General features: G+C 71.7%; 14 protein-coding genes. 8 read left to right on the forward strand and 6 right to left on the reverse strand.

All coding sequences use genetic code 11. The features are described 5' to 3' along the window. Positions 1-79 precede the first annotated feature (79 nt). The 4 genes from ACFYXK_RS02145 to ACFYXK_RS02160 all read left to right on the forward strand — a co-directional run bounded on the left by ACFYXK_RS02145 (position 80) and on the right by ACFYXK_RS02160 (position 4,764). Positions 80-1,747 (forward strand): glycoside hydrolase family 13 protein, encoded by a 1,668-nt coding sequence (locus ACFYXK_RS02145; RefSeq protein WP_389409401.1) that lies wholly within the window; start codon positions 80-82, stop codon positions 1,745-1,747. Between the two features lie 26 nt (positions 1,748-1,773). Continuing rightward, a complete protein-coding gene (locus ACFYXK_RS02150) occupies positions 1,774-2,820 on the forward strand; it encodes a LacI family DNA-binding transcriptional regulator (protein ID WP_389409402.1) in 1,047 nt (348 codons plus the stop codon). A 68-nt stretch (positions 2,821-2,888) separates the two neighbouring features. Continuing rightward, complete coding sequence (locus tag ACFYXK_RS02155; RefSeq protein WP_389409403.1) at positions 2,889-3,779, forward strand: phosphatase PAP2 family protein; 891 nt, start codon at positions 2,889-2,891, stop codon at positions 3,777-3,779. Between the two features lie 88 nt (positions 3,780-3,867). After that, positions 3,868-4,764, forward strand: a complete 897-nt coding sequence (locus ACFYXK_RS02160) for an immunity 49 family protein (RefSeq protein WP_389409404.1) — start codon at positions 3,868-3,870, stop codon at positions 4,762-4,764. A gap of 54 nt (positions 4,765-4,818) precedes the next feature. Here ACFYXK_RS02160 and ACFYXK_RS02165 read toward each other — a convergent pair whose 3' ends face one another. The 3 genes from ACFYXK_RS02165 to ACFYXK_RS02175 all read right to left on the reverse strand — a co-directional run bounded on the left by ACFYXK_RS02165 (position 4,819) and on the right by ACFYXK_RS02175 (position 8,463). Continuing rightward, positions 4,819-5,232, reverse strand: a complete 414-nt coding sequence (locus ACFYXK_RS02165) for a peptidoglycan-binding protein (RefSeq protein ID WP_389409405.1) — start codon at positions 5,230-5,232, stop codon at positions 4,819-4,821. Positions 5,233-5,404: 172 nt separating this feature from the next. Further along, complete coding sequence (locus ACFYXK_RS02170; RefSeq protein WP_389409406.1) at positions 5,405-6,985, reverse strand: amidohydrolase; 1,581 nt, start codon at positions 6,983-6,985, stop codon at positions 5,405-5,407. Beyond that, positions 6,907-8,463: an APC family permease gene (locus ACFYXK_RS02175; protein WP_389409407.1), complete on the reverse strand. Its 1,557-nt coding sequence runs from the start codon at positions 8,461-8,463 to the stop codon at positions 6,907-6,909. The genes ACFYXK_RS02170 and ACFYXK_RS02175 overlap by 79 nt, the downstream gene beginning before the upstream one ends. A 105-nt stretch (positions 8,464-8,568) precedes the next feature. Between ACFYXK_RS02175 and ACFYXK_RS02180 the strand changes: the two genes are divergently transcribed. Beyond that, positions 8,569-9,174, forward strand: a complete 606-nt coding sequence (locus ACFYXK_RS02180; protein WP_389409408.1) for a TetR/AcrR family transcriptional regulator — start codon at positions 8,569-8,571, stop codon at positions 9,172-9,174. 12 nt (positions 9,175-9,186) lie between these two features. On the opposite strand, the gene ACFYXK_RS02185 is transcribed toward ACFYXK_RS02180, so the two are convergent. The 3 genes from ACFYXK_RS02185 to ACFYXK_RS02195 are packed head-to-tail and all read right to left on the reverse strand — an operon-like array spanning position 9,187 to position 11,452. Beyond that, entirely contained in the window at positions 9,187-10,353 is a 1,167-nt protein-coding gene (locus ACFYXK_RS02185) for a hypothetical protein (protein ID WP_389409409.1), read from the reverse strand. Next, positions 10,350-10,607 carry a DUF397 domain-containing protein gene (locus ACFYXK_RS02190; protein WP_389409410.1) on the reverse strand — a complete coding sequence of 86 codons (258 nt, stop codon included), beginning with the start codon at positions 10,605-10,607 and terminating at the stop codon, positions 10,350-10,352. Before ACFYXK_RS02190 ends, ACFYXK_RS02185 begins: the two co-directional genes overlap by 4 nt. After that, on the reverse strand, positions 10,604-11,452 hold the full coding sequence (locus ACFYXK_RS02195) for a helix-turn-helix domain-containing protein (protein WP_389409411.1): 849 nt from the start codon (positions 11,450-11,452) through the stop codon (positions 10,604-10,606). The genes ACFYXK_RS02190 and ACFYXK_RS02195 overlap by 4 nt, the downstream gene beginning before the upstream one ends. A 342-nt stretch (positions 11,453-11,794) precedes the next feature. Between ACFYXK_RS02195 and ACFYXK_RS02200 the strand changes: the two genes are divergently transcribed. The 3 genes from ACFYXK_RS02200 (at position 11,795) to ACFYXK_RS02210 (ending at position 15,614) form a co-directional block, all read left to right on the forward strand. Continuing rightward, entirely contained in the window at positions 11,795-12,622 is an 828-nt protein-coding gene (locus ACFYXK_RS02200) for a helix-turn-helix domain-containing protein (RefSeq protein WP_389409412.1), read from the forward strand. 176 nt (positions 12,623-12,798) lie between these two features. Further along, positions 12,799-14,028 carry an esterase/lipase family protein gene (locus tag ACFYXK_RS02205; protein ID WP_389409413.1) on the forward strand — a complete coding sequence of 410 codons (1,230 nt, stop codon included), beginning with the start codon at positions 12,799-12,801 and terminating at the stop codon, positions 14,026-14,028. A 143-nt stretch (positions 14,029-14,171) separates the two neighbouring features. Continuing rightward, positions 14,172-15,614, forward strand: a complete 1,443-nt coding sequence (locus ACFYXK_RS02210; RefSeq protein WP_389409414.1) for a hypothetical protein — start codon at positions 14,172-14,174, stop codon at positions 15,612-15,614. Positions 15,615-15,631 lie beyond the last annotated feature (17 nt).

Genomic DNA, 15,631 nt, shown 5'->3' on the forward strand with positions numbered 1-15,631 from the left:
CGCAGCTTGCTGTTAGTTCGAACGGTCTTCGGGTGACCGGGCCCGCAACCAGGGGGCATGTACTCGCGTTGACCCCGATATGACCCATGAGCTGACCGCATCCCGGCTTGCAAGCGCTTCCAGCAAGACCACCGCAAGCGGCGGCTGGTGGCGCGATGCCGTCATCTACCAGGTGTACGTACGGTCCTTCGCGGACAGCGACGGCGACGGCATCGGCGACCTCCGCGGGGTGCGCACGCGCCTGCCCCACCTGGCCCGGCTCGGGGTCGACGCCGTGTGGCTCACCCCCTTCTACGTCTCCCCGCAGGCCGACGGCGGCTACGACGTCGCCGACTACCGGGCCGTCGATCCGCTCTTCGGGGACCTCTCCGACGCCGACGAGCTCGTCCGGGCCGCCCACGCGCTGGGCCTGCGGGTCATCGTGGACGTGGTGCCCAACCACACCTCCGACCGCCACGCCTGGTTCCGGGAGGCCCTCGCCGCGGAGCCGGGGAGCCCGGCCCGGGCCCGGTACCACTTCCGCCCCGGGCGCGGACCGCTCGGGGAGCGGCCGCCCAACGACTGGGAGTCCGTCTTCGGCGGGCCCGCCTGGACCCGGATCCCGGCGCCGGCAGGCGATGGGGGCACCTCCCGGCCGGAGGCCGGGGGAGCGTGGTACCTGCACCTCTTCGCGCCCGAGCAGCCCGACCTGAACTGGGAGCATCCCGAGGTCGCGGAGGAGTTCGCCTCCGTCCTGCGCTTCTGGCTCGACCTCGGCGTGGACGGCTTCCGCATCGACGTCGCCCACGGCATGGTCAAGGCCTCCGGCCTGCCCGACATCGGCCGCGGCGCCCAGGCCACCCTGATCGGCACCGAGCCCCTCCCCTTCTTCGACCAGGACGGCGTCCACGAGATCCACCGCTCCTGGCGGCGGCTGCTCGACTCCTACCCGGGCCCGCGCATCGGTGTCGCCGAGGCCTGGGCGCCGACCTCCGAGCGGCTCGCCCTGTACGTCCGGCCCGACGAGCTGCACCAGGCCTTCAACTTCCGCTTCCTGAACTGCCCGTGGGACACCCGGGCGATGCGGACCGTCATCGACGAGTCCCTCGCCGCCACCGCCTCCGTCGGCGCCCCCACCACCTGGGTGCTGTCCAACCACGACGTCGTACGCCACGTCACCCGCTACGGCGGCGGCGCGCAGGGCCTGGCCCGGGCCCGGGCCGCCGCCCTGCTGATGCTCGCCCTGCCCGGGTCGGCGTACCTCTACCAGGGCGAGGAGCTCGGCCTGCCCGAGGTCGCGGACCTCCCCGACGCCGTACGCCAGGACCCCGCCTTCCTGCGCACGGCCGGGCAGGACGGCCTGCGCGACGGCTGCCGGATCCCGCTGCCCTGGTCCGGTGAGCAGCCCCCGTACGGTTTCGGGCCGGCCGGCAGCTGGCTCCCGCAGCCCGCGGACTGGGCCCCGCTGAGCGTCGCCGCCCAGACCGGCGACCCGCACTCCACCCTCGAGCTGTACCGCGCCGCCCTGGAGCTGCGCCGCGCACTGCCCGGCCTCGGCTCCCCCGATGCGGGCCCGCTGACCTGGCTGCCCGCTCCCGCGGACGTCCTCCTCTTCACCCGGCCCGGCTTCGCGTGCACCCTCAACGGCCGGTCCGATCCGCTCGAAATGTCCTCGCCGGGGCGCCCCGTACTCTCCAGCGCGCCGGTCGAGACGGACGGCCGGACCGTACTGCTGCCCCCGGATTCGTGCACGTGGTGGGCGTTGTGAGCCATGGACCGGTACAGTCCAATCCCGTGACCGCACGGCTAGCCGACATCGCAGCCCAGGCGGGGGTCAGCGAAGCCACAGTCAGCCGCGTGCTCAACGGCAAGCCCGGTGTGGCCGCAGGCACCCGCGAGTCCGTGCTGGCCGCGCTCGACGTGCTCGGCTACGAGCGTCCCGTCAAACTGCGCCAGCGCAGCGCGGGGCTCGTCGGCCTGATAACCCCCGAGCTGGACAACCCCATCTTCCCGGCGCTCGCCCAGGTCATCGGCCAGGCGCTGACCCGGCAGGGGTACACGCCGGTGCTGGCCACGCAGACGCCCGGCGGGTCCACCGAGGACGAGCTCACCGAGATGCTGGTCGACCGCGGGGTCTCCGGCATCATCTTCGTCTCCGGGCTGCACGCCGACACCACGGCCGACATGGGCCGCTACGACCAACTCCGCGGGCAGGGCGTTCCGTACGTCCTCATCAACGGGTTCTCCGACAAGGTGCAGGCCCCCTTCGTCTCCCCCGACGACCGCGCCGCGATGCAGCTCGCCGTGACCCACCTGACCGCGCTCGGGCACACCCGGATCGGGCTCGCGGTCGGACCCAAGCGGTTCGTGCCGGTCCTGCGCAAGATCGAGGGCTTCCGGCTGGGGATGCAGGAGCGGCTCGGCCTGGACGAGTCCGAGGTCGAGGAGCTCATCCAGCACTCCCTCTATTCACTGGAGGGCGGGCAGGCCGCCGCGGCCGCGCTCATCGCGCGAGGCTGCACGGCCATCGTGTGTGCGAGCGACATGATGGCGCTCGGTGCGATCCGGGCGGCCCGGCAGCAGGGGCTGCGCGTGCCGCAGGACGTGTCGGTCGTCGGCTTCGACGACTCCCCTCTCATAGCGTTCACCGATCCGCCGCTCACCACGATCCGGCAGCCCGTGCAGGCCATGGGGCAGGCTGCGGTCCGCACGCTCCTGGAGGAGATCGGCGGTACGCCGGCCCCGCACAGCGAGTTCGTCTTCCTGCCCGAACTGGTGGTCCGCGGATCCACCGCCTCCGGTCCGGGGCAACGTAGGGGACCGTCTCGTCCCCAGGGGTGAGCGGCTGCGCCGGAGACCCTCCCGAGGGATGATCGAAGGCGAGAAGCCATCTGGCAGACTCTTTCCCCATGGGTGAATCGAGCGTGAAGACACTGGAAACCCGGACGGAAGTCTCGTCACCCCACGTGACCGAGAGCCAGACTCGTCCGGGGGATCAGCGCACCCATTTGTCCCGGTTGCGAGCTCCGCGCCGGCCTCGGATCTGGTTCGAGGTCCTGCTCATCGGGGTCAGTTACTGGACGTACTCGCTCATTCGCAACGCGGTGCCCGAGCAGAAGGCGGACGCCCTGGCGAACGCCGACTGGCTGTGGGACCTCGAGCGCACCCTCGGGATCGCGGTGGAGCAATCGGTCAACCACGCCGTGAACTCGGTGACGTGGCTGATCGTCGGCATGAACTACTACTACGCCACGCTCCACTTCATCGTGACCGTCGGCGTCCTGGTCTGGATCTACCGCTTCCATCCGGGGCGCTACGCGGCCACGCGCCTGGTCCTCTTCGCCACCACGGGCGTGGCCCTGGTCGGCTACTACTTCTTCCCGCTCGCGCCGCCCCGGCTGATGAACGGGCAGAGCTTCGTCGACACCGTGCTGGTCCACCACACCTGGGGCTCGATGGCCTCCGGCAACCTCAAGCACATGTCGAACCAGTACGCGGCCATGCCCTCCATGCACATAGGGTGGTCGCTCTGGTGCGGGCTGACGATCTTCGCGGTCGCCTCCGCCCCGTGGGCCCGGATCCTGGGTCTGCTCTACCCGGTGGCCACCCTCGTGGTGATCGTGGCCACCGCCAATCACTTCTGGCTGGACGCCGTGGGCGGCATGCTCTGCCTGGCGTTCGGCTACACGGTCTCGCGCAGCTGGTACGGCTCGCTGCCGCACCGGCTGCCCCGCGAGCCCGAATACGCGGGACCGCACCCGGCGTCGGCCCTGCTGAACCGCTTCCGCACCGGCCGCTGACCGCAGCCCGCCCGCGCCCTCAGGGGCGGTGTCAGTGGGTGTTGTTAGCGTGCGCGTCGCAAGGCCAAACGATCAAGGAGGCGGCGGCGTGCAGGACGTGATGCGGCACGAGGTCAGCGGGCACCGGATGTCCCGGGCACTGGAGGACGTCACCGGACGGGTCTACGACCACTGGCACGGGCTGCGGTACGGGGGGCTGCTGTCCCTCAAGGGGCTCCAAGAGACCCGCGACGACCTGCTCGACCACGTCGGCGCGCAGACGCAGGCGGACCCCGAGCTGAGCGGAGCCGTCGTGCGCCGTGCACTGCGGACGGCCGCCGAATGCGCGCTCGGGGAACTCACCCTCGGCTGCTGCCCCGACGGCGACTTCGAGGTGCCGTTCCCCCTGCTCGATGAAGAGCTCAGCAGCATGGACATCTCCTTCGGCGACGCCGTCGACCGGGCGCCCACCGCCCGGACCTGGCTGGACGCCTTCGCGTTGTGCGTGGTCAGCGGGGCGGTGCGGGAGCGGGACCGCGTCATCGGGCTGCTGCTGCGCAACGACTTCGCGCCCGCCCTCCACGACGGCGTGCCCTACTCGCCGCTCGACTCGCACTCCGACCCGGCCGAGCTCGCCGAGATGGACGCGCTGTGCCTCTACCTCACCCGGGCGGCCGGGCACCTGCCGCGGGACTGGCCGGACGCGACCCTGTGCAAGCCGGACGCCGCCGAACGCGCGGAGGCGGCCCGCCGGCTGGACGGCCTCGGCGTGCTCACGCCGGACCAGCGGCTGCTGCGCGTCCTGCTCGACGACGACCAGCCCGCCTTCGAACGCGCCCTTGCCGGGAACCTCGCCGGCCTCCGCGAGGGCGCAGGCCCGGACCCGGCCCCCCGCACCCTGTTCCCGGCCGGCACGATCGCCGTGGCCGCGCTCGCCGTCCAGGTCCACGGCTGGCGGCTCGGCGTCACCTCCGCGTACCTCCCGCAGAGCCTGCTGCACGCCTGACCCCCCGGCCCCGGCGCCGGAGTGGGGCGATGGCGCCGGGGGCGGGCGGCGGGGTCAGATCTTGCCGCAGTAGTACTGCGTCTTCGAGTTGAAGGACCAGTACATGGCGTTGCGGGTCTGCGGGCCGTACGTGCCGTCGACGCCGATGTGCATCAGCTCCTGGAAGGCCCGCACCGCACCCGCCGTCTCGCGGCCGTAGATGCCGTCGAGGCCGAGGCTGTTGGCGCCGTTGCATATGTAGAGCGTGTACTGGAGCCGGTAGACGGCGGGATTGTTGGCGCCCACGCGCAGGACGCAGTTGGTCGAGCCGCCGGACGTCGAGGGGACGTCGGTGTAGAACTCGCCCTGCCAGATCCGCGTCTCGGAGGTGCAGGAAGGGGTTGCCGCGTTGGCGGCCGGGGCGAAGCCGATGAGGGTTGCGGCGATCGATGCGGCCGTGAGGCCGAGTGCGGCGATGCGTCGCTTCATGAGGTACTCCCGTGACGGGGTCGTAAATGAGCGGTCCGGAACGCCCCCGCGGCATCCCGGATGGTTCCGGCCGATGGCCGAATCGCGATCATCATATGGATGAATTTTGAACTGACAAGCAAGCTGCGCGTGTTGGCGTGTCGCGAGCCCCGGAGCCCGTGGAAGGCACCCCCTAGACCCCGCGGTGGGTGATCCGGCCGCCCGACATCGTGAGCCGGATCGGGGCCTCGGCCAGTTCGTCGGGGGCGGCGTCCACCGGGTCGAGCGCGAAGGCCGTCAGATCCGCCCGGAAGCCGGCCGCGATCCGGCCCGCCACCTGCTGCTCCCCTGCCGCGAGTGCGGCGTGCGAGGTCATGCCCTCCAGGGCCATCGATCCCGTCAGCGCGGGCCCGCCGGCGGCCGCGCCGAGCGGGCTGCGGGCGATGGCCAGGACCCGGCGGGCGTCGTGGTGGGCGATCGGCCAGTCCGAGCCCAGGGCGAGTACGGCCCCCGCGTCCCGCAGGTCCCGGCAGCGCCAGGCCCGGGCCGCGCGGGTCGCGCCCAGTCGCTTCGACCACTCGTCGCTGTGGTCGGCCCGGGTGTACGCGGTGTGCGGCGGCTGCATCGAGGCGATCACCCCGAGCTCGGCGAACCGCTTCAGCTGGTCGTCCGGGACGGTCTCGATGTGCTCGATCCGGTGCCGCATCCGGGCCTGCCCGCCCAGCGAGGCCACCGTGTCCAGGACGTGCCGGACCGCCGCGTCGCCGATGGCGTGGGTCGCCGTACGCACCCCGGCCGCGTCGAGGGTCCGCACGGCCGCCGAGTAGGCCTCGGGGTCGGGCCAGAAGGCGTCCGTGCCGCGGCCGTGGCAGTCGGCGTGCTCGAGCCAGGCGGTGCCGCCCTCGACGGTGCCGTCCATGAAGAACTTCACGCCGCCGACCTGCCAGTGGCGCCCGCACAGCCCTTGGAGCGCGATCAGCTCGGCCAGCTCCTGCCCGGTGGCGCCGGGCATGCACCAGGGTGCCAGGTTCAGCCGCAGCGGCAGGTCGCCCTCGTACTCGACGCCGGCGAGCAGGGCCGGTACGTCGCCGTCGCCGAGGTCCATCACGTGGGCCCCGGTCAGGCCGGTGGCGGCCATGTCGCCGAGCAGGGCCGTGAGGCGGCTGCGCCGCTCGGCGGACGAGGGCTTCGGGGCGAGGGCGCCCACCAGGGCCATCGCGGCGTGCTCGACGAGGTGGCCGGTCGGGCGTCCGTCCCGGTCGCAGACGATCTCCGAGCGCTGGTCGAAGGTACGCGGGCCGGTGATGCCCGCGGCGTCCAGGGCCGCGCCGGAGGCCAGCGCGGAGTGGCCGTCGTACAGGCGCAGGAACGCGGGGGCGCCGGCCAGGGCCTCCTCGACCAGGGCCTTGTCGACGGGGCGGCCGCCGAAGGCGTTGTGGTCGAGGCCGTATCCGATGACCCAGCCCCCGCTGCGGGGGGCGCCTCGGAGGGCGGCGCGCAGCTGGTCGAGGTCCCGGACGGCGGAGAGGTCGGTTCCGGTGGCCATCTCGATGCCCCAGACGGGGTGGCTGTGGGCGTCGGTCAGACCGGGGCTGAGGGTGGCGCCACCGAGGTCGATCACCTCCGTGGCGGGTCCGCGCCAGTCGCGTACGTCGGCCTCGTCGCCGACGGCGAGGATCCCGCCGCCGCGGACCGCTACCGCGCGGGCCTCGGGGCGGCCGGGGTCGAGGGTGCGGACGCGGGCTCCGGTGAGGACGGTGTCGGCAGCGGGCACGGCTCTTCTCCTTCGGGTTCGGGTGCGGCTTCGGGCTCGGGCTCGGGCTCGGCGGCGAATCGGGCGTAGGTCTCGGGGCGGCGGGTCTCCAGGCGCCGGGCGAGGCCGAGCCCGGCCAGGAAGACGGCGGGCACGAGGGCGACGAGGACGGTGTTGACGGTGGTGGAGGCCATGGTGAAGAGGCCGACCTTGGCGATGACCAGCACGATCGCCACGGCGAGCAGCACGGCTGCGGCGACGGGCGCGACCACGGTCCGCCAGGGGCCCTCGGTGTGCGCGATGCGCCGGAAGTAGACGGGTACGGCGATCGCGGCGAGCAGCATCAGCGCCATGAGGCCGATCATGCCGGGCGTGTTCACCCAGAGCAGGAGCTGCTGGTACGGGTCGGCGCCGGCCAGCGCGAAGCCGAGGACGACGACGGCGCCGAGGGCGGTCTGGGCGAGGCCGGCCAGGTACGGGGAGCGGTGGCGCGGGTGGATCCGGCCGAGGGCGGCGGGCAGGACGCCCTCCTCGGCGAGGGCGAGCGCGTACCGGTTGATGGCGTTGTGGAAGGCGAGGAGGGAGGCGATGACGCTGGTGACGATGAACAGGTGCATCAGGTCGGCCGCCCAGGGGCCGACGTACGTGGTGATCGCGGCGAAGAAGAGGCCGCCGGGGTCCTCGGCGGCGGCCGCTACGACCTCCTCGGCGCCGAAGGCCTGGATGACGGTCCAGACGACGAAGGCGTAGAAGAGGCCGAGGAAGGCGACGGCGATGTAGGTGGCGCGCGGGATGGTCCGGTCGGGGTCGCGGGCCTCGCGGCGGTAGATGACGGTGGACTCGAAGCCGGTGAACGCGGCGAAGGCGAAGGCCAGGACGGCTGCGGTGCCGGGGACGAGGACCGCTCCGGGGGCGAAGGAGCCGGCGGAGAGGCCGTGGGCGCCGCCCTCGAGCAGGACACCGCCCGCGAGCAGGACGAGTATCCCCGTCTCGGCGACGAGCAGGACGCCGAGCACCTTGGCGCCGAAGTCGATCGAGCGGAAGCCGCCGTACCAGATGAGGCCGAGGCCGGCGAGGGAGACGGGCAGCCAGGGGACGTCGAGGCCGCCGAGGGCGCGGGCGGTGTCGGCGCTGGTGGTGCCGAGGAGCCCGTAGACGCCGATCTCCATGCCGTTGTAGCCGATCAGGGCGAGCAGGGCGGCGCCGATGCCGACGCGCTTGCCGAGGCCGCGGGTGATGTACGCGTAGAAGGCGCCGCCGCTGCGGACGTGGCGGCTCATGGTGGTGAACCCGACGGCGAAGACGGCGAGGGTGAGGCCGGCGAGGAGGTACCCGGCGGGCGCGCCGATCCCGCCGAGCAGGATCGCCACGGGGGCGACGCCGGCCATGACGGTGAGCGGGGCTGCGGCGGAGACCACGAAGAAGGAGATGTCCGCGGTGCCGAGCGTGGCGCGGCGGAGGGTGGGTCTGGCTGCTGTCGGTTCCGGCGTTTCGGGCATGCGGAGATGCACCCTTCGGGGAGACCAGAATCTAAAGGCTTTAGGTTCGCGGCAATGTAGCCTCCGGTTTTGGCGTACGGGAAGACCTCACGGCGGGAGAAATCGATGGCACGGCCGCGCACCCCCCTGCTCGACCGGGAGCGGATCGCCACGACCGCACTGCAACTGGTCGCGGAGCAGGGCGAGTTCAGCGTTCCGCAGATCGCCCGGGCGCTCGGGGTGCAGACCGCGTCGGTGTACCACCACGTGGACGGCCGGGCGGGGGTGGTGGAGCTGGTGCGGGAGCTCGTATGCGACCGGATCGGCGGCGAAACGCTGGACCTGGAGCCGTGGGACCGCGCCCTGGAGGCCTGGGCGCGCTCGTACCGGGCCGCCTTCGCGGCCTCCCCGCGGGCCATCCCGCTGCTGATGACCACGCCGGTGCGGGCCCCGCGGGTGCTGGCGCAGTACGAGCGCGCGGTCGGCATGCTGCTGGCGGCGGGTTTCACCCGCGTCCAGGTGATGCCGCTGTTGACGGCGCTGGAGAACCTGGTCCTCGGCTCGGCCCTGGACCTGGCCGCACCCGAGGCCATGTGGGAGCCGTCCGCCGACACCCCGCTGCTCGCGGACGCCCTGGCGGCCGTCGGCCCGGGCCGCGCGGACGCCGCCTTCGACCTGGGCCTGGCGGCGTTCCTGACGTACGCGCGTACCCTGCTGGGCGAAGCGGGCTGAGGATTCGGCCGGTCAGCGGGGACGCGCTGCGCGCGGGCCCAGCCATCGCTCCAGCACCCCGCGCCGGGCGGCGGGCGCGGCCACCGGCGCCGGGCCGTCCGCGCTCGCGCCGATCCGGGCCAACGCCTCGGTGAGGGTGCGGACGTAGGCCTCGTCGGCCATGATCCGGACGTGCTCGTACGGGTGGCTCAGCCGCTCCTCCGCCGCCAGGATCCGGCGCAGCAGGGGCGCCGCGGCGGCAGCGGATGCCCCGATCCCGCCGAGTCGGCGGACGGCTTCCCGGGTCGGCAGGGCGGGGTTCCCGGTCCAGTCGGGGTCCACCTCGGCCAGCAGCACCGCCATGGCGGGCTCCGAGTCCCCGGTGATCCGCGCGTACGCGTGGGCCGCGGCGACCCGGGTCCAGGCGCCGGGCGATTCCATCAGGCCGCGCACGGTGTCCGCGTGGGCGGCGGCCAGGGGGCCTAGATCGGCGAGGAAGGGCAGGCCGTGGCTGGCGGTCCCGGACCCCAGGGCCGCACCGCACACGTCGAGGGCCAGCTCCGGGTCGCCGGTGGCCCTCCAGTGCGCCCAGGCTGCCAGCCGCGGATGGTGGCGGGCCGCCTTCGGGGCACGGCCGGTGGCGAAGTCGGCCAGCCGGTCGGCGGCGACGGCCGCGGCCCGGCCGATCCGGCCCAGGACGCGCAGGGCGCCGTAGGCGTACGGGCCCTCCAGGTACGGGAGCACCTCGGGTACGGCGGGCGCGGCGGCCGGGCCCCAGAGCGCGAGGAGTTCGAGGGCGGCGGTGCTCGCGTGGTACTTCGCCGGATCCAGGCGCAGCACCGCCCGCATCGTCGGAAGCAGTTCCGCGGCGGGCAGCGCGGCCAGGTGGGGGACCCAGGGGACGTTCAGCGGGATCCGGTTGCCCTCCGCGATGCGCCGGAGGGCGGGCAGCGCGCGGAGGTCCCCCGTACCGGCGAGGGCGACCGCGAGCTCCTCGACGTTCCCGAGCCGCGTGGCGAGGGCCTTGGCCAGCCGGTCGGCGTGCCCGGAGACGGCGGGGCCGGCCTGGGCCACCGCCTTGGCCGCGTCCCAGCTGCTGCCCAGCGGATTGCAGGCGGCCCTGACGACGACCGCCCAGCACTCCGGATCCGGCCGCCGGTAGCGGATGACGGCCTTGACGGCCGAACCCGTGCTTCTCACGTGGTGGCGTGAGTGACGAACCCGACCCAGGCGGCGGGGGCGACGGCCAGCCGGTCACCGTCGGGCCGCTTGGAGTCCCGGACGAGGACGGTGCCGGGGGTCCGGGCGACCTCGACGCAGTTAGGCCCGTCGTTCGTGCTGTAGCTGCTCTTGGTCCAGGCGACTTCGACGCAGTCGGGTCCGTCGTTGGTGCTGTAGCTGCTCTTGACCCACGTCAGTGCGGAGAAGCCCTCAGCCGACTGCTTGATGCTCATGTCTCCCCCAGTACCTTCTCGATGAACGTCAGAGATTCGCGAGGCGTCAGAGCCTGCGCTCGGATCATGCCATAGCGCATGTCCAGGATCTGGACCTCTTTGGGTTCAGTGATCAAGCGACTGACCAGCTGAACTTCGTTGTGCCCGACTGTCGTTCCGTCATTGAGGCGCATGATCTTCAGTGATCCCGCGAGACCGGCATGCTCCTCCACCGCAGTGGGCATCACCTGGATCTCCACGTTGCGCAACTGGCCGACCTCCAGCAGGTGCTCCAGTTGGCGGCGCAGCACCATCTTGCCCCCGACGGGCCGTCGGAGAACAGCCTCTTCCTGCACGACGGTCAGCAACGGGGCCGGATGTCGCCGGAGGATGTCGTGGCGCGCCACCCTCGCCGCGACCAGACGCTCGGTCTGATCCTCCGAGTAGGCCGGGCGCCTGACCGCGTAGAGGGCGCGGATGTACTCCTCGGTCTGAAGCAAGCCCGGAACCACGCCGTTGTCGTAGGACCCGATCTCCACCGCCTCGGATTCCAACTTGGCCAGATCCCGAACCTTCTTGGGATAGCGGGCCTTTTCGACGTCCACCTTCATCGCGGCGATCTTCCCGCCCGCACCGAGAACCTCGTCCGCCTTGTCCAGGAACTCCGGACGCGGAATACGGGTGCCACTTTCGATCTTGCGGGTCAGGTCCGCCCCGTAGCCCATCCGTTCAGCAAAAGTGGACCGGTCGAATCCGGCCGCTTCCCGCCACATTTTCAACTGGCGCCCCACCGCCGCGACGACCGCCCCGGATTCGTCCTCCGGGTCGAGTGCCCAGCTGGACTCGTCGGTGCCCTCTGCGCTCACTGCCACCTCCGTTGGCCTGCAACTCCCGTCAGGCTACGCACGGGTGGCCGCACCGAGGCACGGGAATCGGAAAGTCCGATTTCGCCGGATCGAGGTTTCCACGGTCCGGTGGGGCGATAGCTGGTGACGCTCGACGTCTAAAGACAAACAACCGGGGGAAATGACCTCTCCTCACCTCCCCCTCCCCCTCTCACTCGGACGGGTGAATCACCCCAACCCGGCTGGCGCATATGCCAATCCGTCCGGCACGCTAACCCCCGACAACCCCATAAACGCAATTCGGCCCTCGTGCGGGACGCCAATCCCGCCGAGGGCCTGACCAAGAGAAGGCATCTCCCTTCCATGGCTGACCAGCAGTTTAGCGCGCCCTCGCGCGTCTCGTCGGGCATCCGGCACATCAATCACGACCACCGCCGCGGCTACGTCAAGATCGGCAACCACCTCGCCCAGCACCGCGAGTTGAGCATGGGCGCGATCGGTCTGGCCACGCACATCCAGTCCCTCCCGGCGGGCGCGAAGGTCACCATCAAGGCCCTCGCCGAACGCTTCCCCGAGGGCGAGGTACGCATCGCGGCCACCCTGCGCGAGCTGGAGGAGCACGGCTACCTGGCCCGGTACCGCGAGAGGCTCCCCACCGGCCAGATCGTGACCTGCACGGTCTCGTACAACAACCCGCCCGCGATGGCGGCAGCGGCTCGCGAACGGCGCGCCGAGCCCACCGCGGCCGAGCGGAAGCCGGTTCCCGAACCGGACCCCGAGCCGGAGGCGGACACCGCCCCGGCCGCCGTCTCCGAAACAGAGCTCCAGGCCCGCGAGTTGCTGGCCCGGCTGCGGCTGCGGGATCCCCGGCTCGTGCTGTCCGAGCGGGACACCGTACGGCTGGCGCCCGCCGCGGCGCTCTGGCTGGAGCGCGGGGTGACCCCGAGCGCCGTCGCCGCCGCCCTGACCCGCTCTCTGCCGACGACCGCCATCCACTCCCCGGCGGCACTGCTCGCCCACCGCCTGCGGGAGCTGCTCCCGCCCCGGCTGCGGGACCCCGCCCCGGCACACCCCGTACCCCCGGACCGCGAGATCCATCCCCTCCGCACCTGCGACGGCTGCGACCGCGCCTTCCGCTCCCCCACCCCCGGCCGCTGCCAGGGCTGCACCCCGTCGGCGGACGCCGCTTAGCGCGATCCAAACGTGGCCGGCGAGGATCCCCCCTAACGAGCGAATGTTGCGCTGCGTAACCGGAATATTACATTGCGTGTGCAGATGATGGGTCGTCATCACCCCTCACCCTGCACCTCCGTGCGTCCGGCCCGGCCGGGCTGCGGAGCCGTGCGCGCAGCCAGAAGGAGACACCCGTGCCCGGAACCCCGAGCGGCAAGGACGCCCAGTCGGAACAGATCAGCGGCAAGCTGATCGCGGCGGCCCCGCTGAGTTCGCCGCCGCCCATCACGGTCCCCGTACATCAGCGCGACACGGAGTGGGAGCTGCCGAACGGCTTCGCCTGGGTCTACTACGGCGAGGGCGCCAACTACGTCCACAACCCGGTGATCATGGCCGACGGGTTCAACCTCGGCCGAAGCGATCTGCAGTGGCTCGCCCAGGGCCTGGACGGCGGGGAGTACAAGTTCCTGACCGCCCTGCGCAAGCAGGGGCGCACCGTGATCCTGGTCGGATTCGACGAGCGCACCGCGCCGATCCAGGAGAACGCCGAGACCGTGACCGCGGCGATCCTCAGGACCATCGCGGAGCGCGTCGGTGACGACCGGCTGACCGTCGGCGGCTTCAGCATGGGCGGCCTGATCACCCGCTACGCGCTGGCCAAGATGGAGACGCAGCGGATGGACCACCAGACCGCGCTGTACTTCTCCTACGACACCCCGCACCGCGGCGCCGTGATCCCGATCGGCCTGCAGGCGTTCGCGCACTTCATCCCGATGGACAACGACTTCGCACGGCAGATGAACAGCCCGGCGGCCCGGCAGATGCTCTGGCGCCACTACAACAGCGAGACCGACAAGGACGAGATCGACCCGCTGCGCACCAAGCTGCTGGAGGACCTGCGCCGCATGGGCGGCTGGCCGCGGATCCCGCGCACGATCGCGGTGGCCAACGGCACCGGCGACGGCATGGGCCTCAGCATCCCGCCCGGCGACGTGGCACTGAAGAGCACCGGCCTGATCGCCTTCCCCGGCACGACCTTCTACACCCAGGCCACCGGCAACAACGTCACGGTCGCCGAGCTGAAGCGGCTGTTCCCGCCCGCCTCGAAGCCGGTCACCACCAGCGGATACCCCGAGCTGGACGGCGCGCCGGGCGGCACCCTCGCCTCCTACAAGATCATGGCGGACGAGCTGGTGGCGAAGGGCGGCAAGGTCGACCTGCGGCACGAGGCCGTCTGCTTCGTCCCGACCGTCAGCGCGGTGGCGATCCGCGACATCGACAAGCAGGAGGACCTGTACGCGAAGGTCGCCTCGCTCGACCCGGGCGAAAGCGAGCTGGACGACTTCCTCTGGTCCTCTGCCACCACCCCGCACACCGCGATCACCCGGGAACTGTGCGAGTGGATCATCGAGCGGCTTCCGTAGTGACGCAACGTCATCACCGCTGATCCCACCGGTGTTCCAGCCGCCCGCCCCGGCTCTCCCTGCGGCCGGGCGGGCGGCCGGGCGTGTGGGCGGTTGGAGTATCCCCGGGTGCACTCCCCGGGCGGGGCCGTGAGGGTGGGTGCATGAGCACGCGCAGGGTGGTCGTGCAGGCGCCCGACGAGCGCGGTCTGCGTCAGGTCACCGTCGACGGCGCACCGGCGGGCAGCGCCTGGTCGCAGCGTGATCTGCGCAGGCAGCTGCGCCGCGCGGGACTGCCTGGCGACATGGACCTGGAGGACCGGGCCGCCGTGTCCTGGCGCGGGGCGGACAGCTCCGTCTGGCCCGACCACGCGGGACGCCGGCGCGCCACGATCGCACTGCTGGTTGCCGGACTGCTCGCCTCCGCGCTCCTGCTCGCCGACATCGGCATGGTGGACGCGCTGGGGGCACTGACCTTCTCGGGGCGTCTGACCGGGTTCCTGTTCGTGCTCTCGGGAGCCGTGCAGGCGGTCGCGGCGGCTGCGGTGTTCGACTTCTGGGGGAAGCGGACGCTGCGGTACTCGGGCGCGTTGGTGATGGTGGGCGTGATCATCGCGGTGGCGACGGAGTCCCTGCTGCTGGCCGTGTGGTTCGAAGAGCGGGAGTGGACTCCGTACCTGCCGGTGTTCGTCTCCCTCTCGCTCTGGTGTCTGTGGGCGGTGTGGGCGATCTGGCGGGAGCGGGCCTGGAAGGGGATCACCCACCCGAAGAGTTTCACCGCGGGTGTGGTGGCCACCGCGCTGCTGACCCTGGCCAACTTCTCCTACTCGGCCTTGTACCAGCCTTACGCGGCGCTCTTCCATTTCAAGGTGGAGGCGAAATTCGGGACGCCGACCCGGGATCCGGAACTCCCGCTCGTCTACCTTCCGGTCAAGCTCCGCGTGGTGAACGACGGGGTCGTTCCCGCCTACATCCTCAACAGCAACTACCGGGTTCAGGGACAGCAGTCCGTATTCGACGGGAAGAAGACCGAGCCGGACCAAAAGGATTGGCGTGCCGATGCGGAGCTGGGGATCAACACGGAGCTTCACGTGCGGCCCGTCGGGTACCGGAATGTCGATGCCGGACCGGTCGCCCCGACAGGCGCCTGGATCGCGCCCGGAACCACCTTCACCACCGAGCGAGTGGTCCACATCCCCACGGACGCGACGTACGACCTCGTCTCGACCTCCGCATCGGTCGCATTCCTGAGGGCGGACCGCGGAAAGATGGACGAAAGATTCAAGTTTCCGATCTTCTCATGGCGCGAGAAGACGGACAGGTTCTTCGATTGCTCCGCCACCCCCTGCCCCGACTACGTCATGAACCACGCGAGGGTGCGCCACAACAACAACATCCTCAACGTGACACGCAGGCCGCGCTACATCAGTTCGGACCGATGGATCACCAAGACGGACAGCGGCTTCGCCATCAGGATTTCCTCGTTCGATTCCAGGGGCCATCTGTCGTCCGACGCCGAGTCCGCAGAGAGGTACGGCGTCGACGAGTACTTCTCGGGGAACACTGCGATCCCCTACGCCTCGCTGCTGGCCGCGAAGCGCTCCTGAGTCCGGCTGGGCCGTCG

Source organism: Streptomyces sp. NPDC002209 (genome assembly GCF_042890265.1).
Classification (GTDB): Bacteria; Actinomycetota; Actinomycetes; order Streptomycetales; family Streptomycetaceae; genus Streptomyces.